Source organism: Microbacterium sp. (genome assembly GCF_031178445.1).
Taxonomy (GTDB): Bacteria; Actinomycetota; Actinomycetes; order Actinomycetales; family Microbacteriaceae; genus Microbacterium.
The window spans coordinates 182,233-193,120 of record NZ_JAPSIY010000001.1; the positions used below are offsets into that span (position 1 = coordinate 182,233).

The following is a 10,888-nucleotide window of genomic DNA, read 5'->3' on the forward strand; positions in this document are numbered from 1 at the left end:
ACAACGAGGAGTTGTGACCGTATGGAGATCGTCGACATCCGTCCGCTGCGCGCCGTCGTGCACGTCGCCGATGAGGGCAGCATCTCGCGCGCGGCCCGATCGCTGGGTGTGACCCAGCAGGCGCTGTCGGCTCGGATCCGGGCGTTCGAGAGAGAGATCGACGTCGAGATCCTGCACCGGTCTCCCCGCGGGTCCGCACTCACCGCGGAGGGCGACCTCGTCGTGACCTGGGCGCGGGAAGCCCTCGCGGCGATGGACGGATTCAACGCCGCCATCGGCTCTCTGCGCCACCGCTCCGCGACGGAGCTGGTGATCGCCGTCAGTCAGACCGTGGCAGCGCATCTGCTTCCCGGGTGGGTGGCTGCCCTGCATCGGCGCCAGATCGCCCGCGATCAGCAGCCCTCCCCCATCGTCCTCGACACGGCCAACAGCGACGAGGTCATCCGCAAGGTGCACGGCGGCGAATGCGCGCTCGGGTTCATCGAGACGCCGAGCATCCCGACCGGGCTCGGCTCACGCGTGGTGCGCTGGGACTCGATGGTCGTCGCCGTCGGCCTGCAGCATCCGTGGGCGCGCCGCAGCAGCGTGGACTTCGCCGAGATCGCGGCGACGCCGCTGGTAGTGCGCGAACCGGGCAGCGGAACCAGGGCCGCACTCGATCAGGTGCTGAGCGCGGCGGGGTATTCCGCCGCGGCACCGGCATCGGTGCTGTCGACCGAAGCCGCGGTGAGGTCCGCGGCGATCGCGGGGATCGCACCCGCCGTACTCAGCGAGCTCGCCGTCGCCGACGATGCTGCGCTCGGTCGGCTGCACCCCCTGCAGCTCGCGCCTGTTCCCTTGCGCAGGCCCATCACCGCGCTCTGGCGGGGCGGGGCGCGCGACGTGCACGGCATCGCCCGCGAGCTGGTCGAGGTCGCCGCATCAGCAGCGGCACCGACCTCGGGAGCCGTCAGGCCCTGAAGGGCTCAGCCTCGGTCCGGGCCATCCGGCGCGTCGGGCTCCTCGCCCTCCGCCGCTACCGCCCGCGGCTGCCACAGCACGATCTCGGTCGACCGGCGGATGCGGCGACCGGACGGGACGGTGACGATGGATCCCGTCACTCCCGCCGCGAACACCCGCACGCCCGGACGGTTCTCCCGTTCTGCGCGCAGCGCCCCTTCGAGATCGGTGACCCGGCGGCGCAGCATCCGCACCTCGTCCTCCAGGTCGAGCAGGCGCGCGATCGCGGGCAGGCTCATCCCCTCGCTCGACAACTGCGCGACCTCGCGGAGCTGCTCGATGTCACGCATCGAGTAGCGCCGCGAGCCGCCGCGGGTCCGGCCGGGCACCACCAGGCCGATGCGGTCGTACTGCCGCAACGTCTGAGGGTGCATACCGGCCAGCTCCGCAGCCACCGCGATCGCGAAGAGAGGGGAATCGGCATCCATGATCAGGCCTGCTCCTGCATCAGCCGCGCGCCTTGGCCATCATCTCGGCCCGCGGGTTCTCCTTGGGCTCGAGATCGTGGAAGCGCTCGAGCGCCTCGCGCGCCGCGTCGTCGAGGTGCGACGGAACCGCGACCTGCAGCTCGGCGAGCAGGTCGCCGGTGCCCTTCGCGGTCTTGATGCCGCGTCCCTTCACCCGCAGCACACGACCCGAGGGCGTGCCAGGGGCGACGCGCAGCTTGACCGTGTCGCCGCCGAGGGTCGGCACCTCGATCGTGGCGCCGAGGGTGGCCTCGGTGAACGTGACCGGCACGGTGAGGCGCAGGTTCAAGCCCTCGCGAGAGAAGACCGGATGCGCGCGCACCGCGACCTGCACGACGATGTCGCCGGGCTCGCCGCCGTCGGGCGAGGGGCGCCCGCGGCCGCGCAGGCGGATCTTCTGCCCGTCGGCGACCCCTGCGGGCACCTTGATCTTGAACGGCTTGCCGTCCTCCGCCTGCAGGGTGATCGTCTCGCCCTGCGCCGCCGTCGTGAAATCCAGCGTGGTGCGGGCCGTGACATCGGCACCCTTCTGCGGGCCGCCGAAGCCGCGGTAGCCGCCGCTCGGCTGCCCGAAGCGGCCGGATCCGAACGATCCGCCGCCCTGGCTGAACATCGAGAAGATGTCGTCGAAGTCGGCCTGGCGTCCGCCCTGCCCGAACCGGCTGAACACGTCCTCGAAGCCGCCCGCCCCGCCGGAGCCGGGCGCGGTGAAGCGCGCACCCGATCCCATGGCGCGGATCTCGTCGTACTCGCGCCGCTGCTCGGGGTCGCTGAGCACGCTGTACGCCTCGCTGATCTCCTTGAACCTCGCCTCGGCCGCGGCATCCCCCTGGTTGGAGTCAGGGTGGTATTTGCGGGCGAGCTTGCGATACGTCTTCTTCAGATCAGCGTCGGAGACGTCCTTCGAGACACCGAGCGTCTTGTAGAAGTCCTTGTCGAACCAGTCCTGGCTAGCCATCGATCACCTACTCCGCAGGGACCGCGACGACGACCTTCGCCGGACGCAGCTCGACGTCACCCAGCCGGTAGCCGACCTCGACCACTTCGAGGATGGTCGACGACGTCGCGCCGGGGGTGGGCTGCTGGAAGATCGCCTCGTGGTGCTGCGGGTCGAACTCCTCGCCCTTCTCGCCGTACGCGGTCACGCCGAGACGCTCCACGACCGTGCGCACCTTGTCGGCGATCACAGCGAACGGCGAGCCGTCCACCAGGTCGCCGTGCTGCTGCGCACGGTCGAGGTCGTCGAGCACGGGGAGCAGCCCCTTGGCCGCCTCGCCCTTGGCACGCGCGATCTCGACATGACGCTGCTCCTCGGTGCGGCGGCGGTAGTTGGCGTACTCGGCCTGCAGGCGCTTGAGGTCGTGCAGCAGAGCGGTCTCAGCATCCGCGATGCCGCTGTCGGGGGCATCGCCAGAGGCGGCCTCCTCGGTCTGCATCGCGTTCAGGATGTCGTCGACCGTGAGGTCGTCGTCCGACCCCTCGGCGGCCGCGGCCTCGGTGGAGTCGGGATTCTCGGGAACGCCCTGGTTCTGCGACTCGGGGCCGGACGCCTGCGCGTCCGACCCCTCGCCCGGAACCTCGGCGCTGTTGTCGTCGAAGTTCTTGTCCGTCATGGTTACTTCTTCTCGTCCTCGTCGTCCACGACCTCGGCGTCGATGACGTCCTCCTCGGACGAGGATGCGTCACCGGCCGGGGCCTCGCCATCGGCCGACGCGCCGGCCGCGGCATCCGCCTGACCCTGAGCGTAGATGGCCTCGCCGATCTTGGTCTGCGACTGCGACAGCTTGTCGAAGGCCGTCTTCACAGCCTCGTCGTCGTCCCCGGCCAGCGCGGTCTTGAGCGCGTCGACATCGCCCTTGACCTCGGACTTGACGTCCTCGGGGAGCTTGTCGTCGTTCTCGTTGATCAACTTCTCGATCGAGTACGCGAGCGTCTCGGCCTGGTTGCGGACCTCGGCAGCCTCGCGGCGCTTCTTGTCCTCAGCCGCGTGCTCCTCGGCCTCGCGCACCATGCGGTCGATGTCGTCCTTCGACAGCGACGAGCCGCCGGTGATGGTCATCGACTGCTCCTTGCCGGTGCCCTTGTCCTTGGCGGACACGTGCACGATGCCGTTCGCGTCGATGTCGAAGGTGACCTCGATCTGGGGGATGCCGCGCGGAGCCGGAGCGATGCCGGTGAGCTCGAACGTGCCCAGCGGCTTGTTGTCGCGGGTGAACTCGCGCTCACCCTGGAAGACCTGGATGGCGACCGACGGCTGGTTGTCGTCGGCCGTGGTGAAGGTCTCGCTGCGCTTGGTCGGGATGGCCGTGTTGCGCTCGATGAGCTTGGTCATCATGCCGCCCTTGGTCTCGATGCCGAGGCTCAGCGGGGTGACGTCGATGAGCAGCACGTCCTTGCGCTCACCCTTGAGGACACCGGCCTGCAGAGCGGCGCCGACGGCGACGACCTCGTCGGGGTTCACGCCCTTGTTGGCCTCCTTGCCGGTCTCGCGCTTGACGAGCTCGGCGACGGCGGGCATACGGGTCGATCCACCGACCAGCACGACGTGGTCGATGTCGGCGACCTTGATGTTCGCCTCGCGGATGACGTCCTCGAACGGCTTCTTGGTGCGGTCGAGCAGGTCCTTGGTGAGGTCCTCGAACTTCGCGCGGGTGAGCGTCTCGGAGAGCGACACGGGGCCCGACTCGGTCAGCGACAGGTAGGGCAGGTTGATGCTGGTGCTCGTCGAGGAGGAGAGCTCCTTCTTGGCCTGCTCAGCGGCCTCCTTCAGGCGCTGCAGGGCGATCTTGTCACCCGAGACGTCGACGCCGGTGGTCTCCTTGAACTGCTTGATCAGGAAGTCGACGACGCGCTGGTCCCAGTCGTCGCCGCCGAGGCGGTTGTCACCGGCCGTGGCGCGCACCTGGATGGTGGAGAAATCGTCGTCCTTGCCCACCTCGAGCAGCGAGACGTCGAAGGTTCCGCCACCGAGGTCGAAGACGAGGATGAGCTCGTCCTCCTTGCCCTTGTCGAGGCCGTAGGCGAGAGCGGCGGCGGTGGGCTCGTTGATGATGCGAAGCACGTTGAGGCCCGAGATCTCACCGGCCTCCTTGGTGGCCTGACGCTCGGCGTCGTTGAAGTAGGCAGGCACGGTGATGACCGCGTCGGTCACGGTGTCACCCAGGTACGACTCGGCGTCGCGCTTGAGCTTCTGCAGGATGCGGGCCGAGATCTCCTGTGGCGTCCACTTCTTGCCGTCGACGTCGAACGACCAGTCGGTGCCCATGTGTCGCTTGACCGACGAGATGGTGCGGTCGACGTTGGTGACCGCCTGGCGCTTCGCGGTCTCACCGACGAGCACCTCGCCGTCCTTGGTGAACGCGACCACCGAGGGGGTGGTGCGGAAGCCCTCGGCGTTGGCGATGACCTTGGGCTCGCCACCCTCGAGGACGCTGACGACGGAGTTCGTCGTACCGAGGTCGATACCGACAGCACGTGCCATGTGATTCTCCTTGCTGGTTTCGTTGGGAAGTCCGTGGCGACTCGAGAAACCTGAGTCGCGATGACTCAAGACTACGCCTCCCGCCGGATGCTGTCAAACAAAGTTGAGTCCTGTTGACTCAGGTTTGGATGCCGCGACTTGTGGGTACTCGGTGCTCGCGCGTCACCCGGGACAGGGGCTTCACCCGCAGCAGGACGGATGCGGCCGCATCGTCCTGTTCTCGGCGAACAGCCTGTTCTGGGTGCGCCCGCTCCCCGAGGTGTCGACGCGATCCCGCCGAGGTGCGCGCAGCATCCCGGGCACGCGCACGGCTTACGCTGGCAGCATGATCCGCCCCGCGCTGCTCGCCGTGTCGCACGGCACCGCCGACGTCGACGGCGCCCGCGCGATCGCGGGGCTCGTCGAGCGCGTGGCCAGGGCCCTGCCCGACGTCGCGGTGCACGGGGCTTTCGTCGACGTGCAGCAGCCGGATGCGGCGAGCGCCCTCGCTGACATAGACGGCCCGGTGGTGATCGTGCCCCTGCTGCTGTCGAGCGGCTTCCACGTGCACCACGACCTGCACGGCGTCGCCGCCGCGCGCACGGATGCGGTGGTGGCCGATCCGATGGGCCCTGACCCTCTTCTCGCCGATGTGCTCGCGACCCGGCTCGACGGTCTCGACCGGGACGGCGCTCCGGTGATCCTCGCGGTGGCCGGGTCGCGCGACGAGCGCTCGGTGCCGGATGCCGAGGGCATGGCCTCTCTCCTTCGCGAGCGGATCGATCGCCCGGTCGAACTCGCCTATCTCGCGGCCCGCCGGCCCGATCTGCCGACCGCGCTCGAGGGGACGCCGGATGCCGTGGTGGCGACTTATCTGCTCGCCCGGGGCTACTTCTTCGACCTGGCGGCGCGTCTGAGCGGCGAACATGCGCTCACCCCTCCCCTGCTCGACGATCTGCTCGATGACGACGGCATCCCGTCCGCGCTCGTCGACCTCGTCATCGGTCGCTACTTGGCGGCCGACTCTCCCCTGAGCTGACACCGCGCCGGCAGCATCCGGGCCCTGATGCACAACACCGGCGATCCGGCCACCCCCTCAGCGTCACATTTCGCGTCACGTGACGTTGTGTTTCGCCCGTTGACCTTCCGTGTCATGAAGGGTTCTTGAACGGCGTCCAGCTCCGTACGTTGATGGCCAGCCATTCATCAAGGGGGCTCGATGACCATCCAGCAGCCGACGACCATCCGCGGCGCACGTACGCGCACCGGTCGCGCACCGACGAAACCGCACGGCCAGTGGGCCGTCGACGGCAACGAGCCGCTGAACGCGAACGAGGAGTTCAAGCTCGCCGGCCCCGGGCTCGACGTGCGCGAACGCATCGAGACGGTCTACGCGCAGGGTGGATTCGCCTCTATCGATCCGACCGACCTGCACGGCCGCTTCCGCTGGTGGGGGCTGTACACGCAGCGCCGCCCGGGCATCGACGGCGGGCGCACCGCACAGCTCGAGCCGCACGAGCTCGAGGACGAGTACTTCATGCTGCGGGTGCGCATCGACGGCGGCCAGCTCACCACGCATCAGCTGCGCGTGATCGGGCAGATCTCCTCTGAGTTCGCCCGTGACACCGCCGACCTCACCGACCGTCAGAACGTGCAGCTGCACTGGGTGCGCGTCGAGGACGTGCCCGAGATCTGGCGCCGGCTCGAAGGGGTGGGCCTGAGCACCACAGAGGCCTGCGGCGACGTGCCGCGCGTGATCCTCGGCTCGCCGGTGGCTGGCATCGCCGCCGACGAACTGCTGGACCCCACGCCGCAGATCCAGCAGATCGCCGAGCGCTTCATCGGCGATCCGACGCTGGCGAACCTGCCGCGCAAGTACAAGACCGCGATCACCGGGCACCCCAGCCAGGACGTCGTGCACGAGATCAACGACTGCGCGTTCGTCGCCGTCGAGCATCCGCAGCTCGGCATCGGCTATGACCTCTGGGTGGGCGGGGCACTGTCGGTGGTTCCCCGTCTGGGCGAGCGCCTCGGCACCTTCGTCGCGCCGGAACGGGTGGCCGAGGTGTGGCACGGCGTGACGCAGATCTTCCGCGAGTACGGCTACCGACGCCTGCGCAACAAGGCGCGCCTGAAGTTCCTGCTGGCCGACTGGGGTGTCGCGAAGTTCCGCGAGGTGCTCGAGACGGAGTACCTCGACAGCCCGCTGCCCGACGGCCCTGCCGCGCCAAAGCCCACCGCTCTCGGTGACCACGTCGGGGTGCATGAGCAGAAGGACGGCCGGTTCTACGTCGGTGCGGCGCCCCTGGTCGGCCGCGTCTCGGGCCGCACCCTCACCGCGCTCGCCGATCTCGCCGAGGCGCACGGCTCATACCGCATCCGCACGACGCCGTACCAGAAGATCATCGTGCTCGACGTCCCGGAGGCGGACGTCGAGGGACTCATCTCCGGCCTCGACGCGATCGGGCTGTCGGCCAGACCGAGCCTGTTCCGCCGCGGCACCATCGCCTGCACCGGCATCGAGTTCTGCAAACTCGCGATCGTCGAGACAAAGGCGAACGCCGCGGCCGCGATCGCGAAGCTCGAAGAGCGCCTCGGCGAGCTCGAGCCGGAGATCGGCCGCCCGATCACGCTGCACGTGAACGGATGCCCCAACTCGTGCGCCCGCATCCAGACCGCCGACATCGGGCTGAAGGGCCAGCTCGTGCAGATCGACGGCGAACAGGTGCCCGGCTACCAGGTGCACCTCGGCGGCGGACTCGCAAGCCCCGACCGCGAGGAGGCCGGGCTTGGGCGCACGGTGCGCGGCCTGAAGGTGCCCGCCGACGGCATCGCCGACTATGCCGAACGCGTCATCCGGCGCTATCTCGCCGACCGCGAGGACGGCGAGACCTTCGCGCAGTGGGCGCACCGGGCCGATGAGGAGGCGCTGCAGTGAGCACCGAGGTCGGCATCCGTCCCGCGCGCCGCTCGGCCGACGAGTTGCGCGCTCTCGCGGAGCGCGGCGCGGCGGAGCTGCGCAGCGGACAGCTCGACGAGGCCACGCCGGCCGAAGTCGTCGCCTGGGTCGCCGAGAACTTCGCCGTCTCGCAGGCCGCCGTGGCCTGCTCGATGGCGGATGCCGCACTCCCGCATCTGGTGGCAGAGGCCCTTCCGGGCGTGCACGTGCTGTTCCTCGACACCGGCTACCACTTCGCCGAGACGACCTTCACGCGCAACGAGGTGGCCGAGCGCCTCGATGTGCACATCGTCGACGTGCGACCCGCACAGACCGTACGGGAGCAGGATGCCGAGTTCGGGCCCGATCTGTTCACCCGCGATCCTGGCCTGTGCTGCGCGCGCCGCAAGGTCGAACCCCTGCAGCGGACGCTGGGCGGCTACGAGGTGTGGTTCACCGGCGTCCGCCGCGATGAGAGCCCGACTAGGGCCGGCACGCCCCTTATCACCTGGGACGAGCGCAACGGCCTCGTGAAGGTGAACCCTGTCGCGGCCTGGAGCTTCGACGACCTCATCGACTACGCCGGCGCGCACGACGTGCCGGTGAACCCCCTCGTCTCGAACGGCTATCCGTCGATCGGCTGCGCGCCGTGCACGAAGCCCGTCGCCCCCGGAGACGACCCCAGGTCCGGCCGCTGGGCGGGACTCGCGAAGACAGAATGCGGGCTGCACGTATGAGCACTGACATCCTCTCCGACCAGGCGGTCGCACCGGCCGCGCTGAGCACCCTCGACCTGCTCGAGGCCGAGGCGATCCACATCATCCGCGAGGTGGTCGCCGAGTTCGAGCGGCCCGTGCTGCTGTTCTCGGGCGGCAAGGATTCGGTGGTCGTGCTGCATCTGGCCGCCAAGGCGTTCGCGCCCGGTCGTGTGCCGTTCCCCGTGCTGCACGTCGACACCGGCCACAACTTCCCCGAGGTCATCGCGTTCCGCGATGAGACCGTCGCGCGACGCGGCATCGACCTCGAGGTGGCGAGTGTGCAGTCATACATCGACGACGGCCGCCTCGCCGAGCGTCCCGACGGCACCCGCAACCCGCTGCAGACCCAGCCGCTGCTCGACGCGATCGCCGCAGGCCGCCACGACGCCGTGTTCGGGGGCGCCCGCCGCGACGAGGACAAGGCGCGCGCCAAGGAGCGCATCATCTCGCTGCGCGACGAGTTCGGGCAGTGGGATCCCCGCAACCAGCGACCGGAGCTCTGGAGCCTGTACAACGGGCGGCATCTGCCCGGGCAGCACGTTCGGGCGTTCCCGATCTCGAACTGGACCGAGTTGGACGTGTGGCGCTACATCGAGCGCGAGGACATCGCGCTGCCGCCGCTGTACTATGCGCACGAGCGCGAGGTGTTCCGCCGCGACGGCATGTGGTGGGCGGTGGGCGAGTTCTCGCAGCCTCAGTCCGGCGAGGAGGTGGTGCGTCGCACGGTGCGCTACCGCACCGTGGGCGACATGAGCTGCACGGGGGCGGTGGAGTCGGATGCCGCCGGTACGGCGGCCGTCGTCGCGGAGGTCGCCCGCTCGACCCTCACCGAGCGCGGGGCCACCAGGGCGGACGACCGCATCAGCGAGGCCGCCATGGAGGACCGCAAGAAGGACGGATACTTCTGATGAGCACCACCGCACCGACAGCTCCGACCACGCTGTTCCGCTTCGCGACGGCCGGCTCGGTCGACGACGGCAAGTCGACACTGGTCGGCCGCCTCCTGCACGACGCCAAGGCGATCCTCGCCGACCAGCTCGACCAGGTCGCCGCGACCTCGCGCGCCCGCGGCTTCGCGCACGGCGCCTTCGACTTCGCGCTGCTCACCGACGGCCTGCGCGCCGAACGCGAGCAGGGCATCACGATCGACGTCGCCTACCGCTACTTCGCCACCGGCAGGCGCAGCTTCATCCTCGCCGACTGCCCTGGCCACGTGCAGTACACGCGCAACATGGTCACCGGCGCCGCGACCGCCGACGCGGTGATCGTGCTGGTCGACGCCCGCAAGGGCGTGGTGGAGCAGACCAGGCGGCACCTGGCCGTCGCGTCGCTGCTTCGCGTGGAGCACGTGATCGTCGCGGTGAACAAGATCGATCTGATCGGCTTCGACGAGCAGCGCTTCGTCGAGATCGAGTTGGAGGCGCTGCGCGTCGCCGACGAGCTGGGCATCAGCGCCGTGCGAGTGCTGCCGGTCTCGGCCCTGGAAGGCGACAACATCGTGGAGCGTTCCGGGCGCACGCCCTGGTACGCCGGCGAGACCCTGTTCGAGCTGCTCGAGACGCTGCCCGCCCGCACCGACGCCGACGAGCCGCTGCGCCTGCCCGTGCAGCTGGTGCTGCGTCCGCAGGGCGGTCTCTCGCCCGAGATCCCGGCGGACGAGGCCGAACGGCTGCGCGACTTCCGCGGCTTCGCGGGCCGCATCGCCGCCGGAAGGGTGTCGGTCGGCGATAAGGTGCAGGTGCTGCCGGGAGGCCGCGCGACCGAGGTGACCGGCGTGCACGTCGCGGGAGCGGATGCCGGGCATGCCGGCGCGCGCCAGTCGGTGACGATCACCCTCGCTGACGAGGTGGATGCCGCGCGCGGCGCGCTGATCGTCGCAGACGGATCGGCGCCTCCGCCGCGGCGAGAGGCCGTGGTCGAGGTGTTCCAGCTCGACCCGCGGCGCACCGTGCCCGGCGCGCGCGTGCTGATCAAGCACGGCACGGCCACCGTGCAAGCCGTGGTCGCCGAGCTGCTCTCCCGTCGCGACCTGGAGACCCTCGGGCACACCGACCTCACCGCCGTCGATGCGCCCTCGCTCGCCGAGAACGAGATCGGCCGGGTACGACTGCGGCTGGCTGCGGAGCTGCCGCTCGAACGCTACGCGAGCAGCCGCGAGGGCGGTTCGCTGCTGCTCATCCATCCGGCCGATGGCGCCACCCTCGCCGCCGCGACCGTCATCGACTGAACCCGCATCGACGTCTGCATCCCGCACACCGAACACACA

Annotated in this window: 10 protein-coding genes; 6 read left to right on the forward strand and 4 right to left on the reverse strand. The window is 69.8% G+C overall.

The window, feature by feature from the left end; translation table 11 throughout:
• The first annotated feature begins 21 nt into the window (after positions 1–21).
• Complete coding sequence (locus RIN43_RS00850; protein ID WP_309126979.1) at positions 22–960, forward strand: LysR family transcriptional regulator; 939 nt, start codon at positions 22–24, stop codon at positions 958–960.
• A gap of 5 nt (positions 961–965) precedes the next feature.
• On the opposite strand, the gene RIN43_RS00855 is transcribed toward RIN43_RS00850, so the two are convergent.
• From RIN43_RS00855 to dnaK, 4 genes are read right to left on the reverse strand one after another with little or no spacing between them, the layout of a single operon-like run.
• Positions 966–1,427, reverse strand: a complete 462-nt coding sequence (locus tag RIN43_RS00855) for a heat shock protein transcriptional repressor HspR (protein WP_309126980.1) — start codon at positions 1,425–1,427, stop codon at positions 966–968.
• A 19-nt stretch (positions 1,428–1,446) separates the two neighbouring features.
• Positions 1,447–2,424 (reverse strand): DnaJ C-terminal domain-containing protein, encoded by a 978-nt coding sequence (locus tag RIN43_RS00860; protein ID WP_309126981.1) that lies wholly within the window; start codon positions 2,422–2,424, stop codon positions 1,447–1,449.
• A gap of 7 nt (positions 2,425–2,431) precedes the next feature.
• The gene (locus RIN43_RS00865) at positions 2,432–3,079 is read right to left on the reverse strand and encodes a nucleotide exchange factor GrpE (RefSeq protein WP_309126982.1); all 648 of its coding nucleotides are present in this window, start codon (positions 3,077–3,079) and stop codon (positions 2,432–2,434) included.
• A 2-nt stretch (positions 3,080–3,081) separates the two neighbouring features.
• Positions 3,082–4,947, reverse strand: a complete 1,866-nt coding sequence (dnaK, locus tag RIN43_RS00870) for a molecular chaperone DnaK (protein WP_309126983.1) — start codon at positions 4,945–4,947, stop codon at positions 3,082–3,084.
• 325 nt (positions 4,948–5,272) lie between these two features.
• Between dnaK and RIN43_RS00875 the strand changes: the two genes are divergently transcribed.
• The 5 genes from RIN43_RS00875 to RIN43_RS00895 all read left to right on the forward strand — a co-directional run bounded on the left by RIN43_RS00875 (position 5,273) and on the right by RIN43_RS00895 (position 10,849).
• The gene (locus tag RIN43_RS00875; protein WP_309126984.1) at positions 5,273–5,965 is read left to right on the forward strand and encodes a CbiX/SirB N-terminal domain-containing protein; all 693 of its coding nucleotides are present in this window, start codon (positions 5,273–5,275) and stop codon (positions 5,963–5,965) included.
• 180 nt (positions 5,966–6,145) lie between these two features.
• On the forward strand, positions 6,146–7,864 hold the full coding sequence (locus tag RIN43_RS00880; protein ID WP_309126985.1) for a nitrite/sulfite reductase: 1,719 nt from the start codon (positions 6,146–6,148) through the stop codon (positions 7,862–7,864).
• Positions 7,861–8,601: a phosphoadenylyl-sulfate reductase gene (locus RIN43_RS00885; RefSeq protein WP_309126986.1), complete on the forward strand. Its 741-nt coding sequence runs from the start codon at positions 7,861–7,863 to the stop codon at positions 8,599–8,601. Before RIN43_RS00880 ends, RIN43_RS00885 begins: the two co-directional genes overlap by 4 nt.
• Positions 8,598–9,530 carry a sulfate adenylyltransferase subunit CysD gene (cysD, locus tag RIN43_RS00890; RefSeq protein WP_309126987.1) on the forward strand — a complete coding sequence of 311 codons (933 nt, stop codon included), beginning with the start codon at positions 8,598–8,600 and terminating at the stop codon, positions 9,528–9,530. The genes RIN43_RS00885 and cysD overlap by 4 nt, the downstream gene beginning before the upstream one ends.
• Positions 9,530–10,849, forward strand: a complete 1,320-nt coding sequence (locus tag RIN43_RS00895) for a GTP-binding protein (protein WP_309126988.1) — start codon at positions 9,530–9,532, stop codon at positions 10,847–10,849. Before cysD ends, RIN43_RS00895 begins: the two co-directional genes overlap by 1 nt.
• Positions 10,850–10,888: the final 39 nt, after the last annotated feature.

Coding starts and splice junctions, on each gene's coding strand:
- RIN43_RS00865 (WP_309126982.1), bottom strand. CDS start 3,079: ATGACGGACAAGAACTTCGACGACAACAGCGCCGAGGTTCCGGGCGAG.
- cysD (WP_309126987.1), top strand. CDS start 8,598: ATGAGCACTGACATCCTCTCCGACCAGGCGGTCGCACCGGCCGCGCTG.
- RIN43_RS00855 (WP_309126980.1), bottom strand. CDS start 1,427: ATGGATGCCGATTCCCCTCTCTTCGCGATCGCGGTGGCTGCGGAGCTG.
- RIN43_RS00850 (WP_309126979.1), top strand. CDS start 22: ATGGAGATCGTCGACATCCGTCCGCTGCGCGCCGTCGTGCACGTCGCC.
- RIN43_RS00880 (WP_309126985.1), top strand. CDS start 6,146: ATGACCATCCAGCAGCCGACGACCATCCGCGGCGCACGTACGCGCACC.
- RIN43_RS00860 (WP_309126981.1), bottom strand. CDS start 2,424: ATGGCTAGCCAGGACTGGTTCGACAAGGACTTCTACAAGACGCTCGGT.
- RIN43_RS00875 (WP_309126984.1), top strand. CDS start 5,273: ATGATCCGCCCCGCGCTGCTCGCCGTGTCGCACGGCACCGCCGACGTC.
- dnaK (WP_309126983.1), bottom strand. CDS start 4,947: ATGGCACGTGCTGTCGGTATCGACCTCGGTACGACGAACTCCGTCGTC.
- RIN43_RS00895 (WP_309126988.1), top strand. CDS start 9,530: ATGAGCACCACCGCACCGACAGCTCCGACCACGCTGTTCCGCTTCGCG.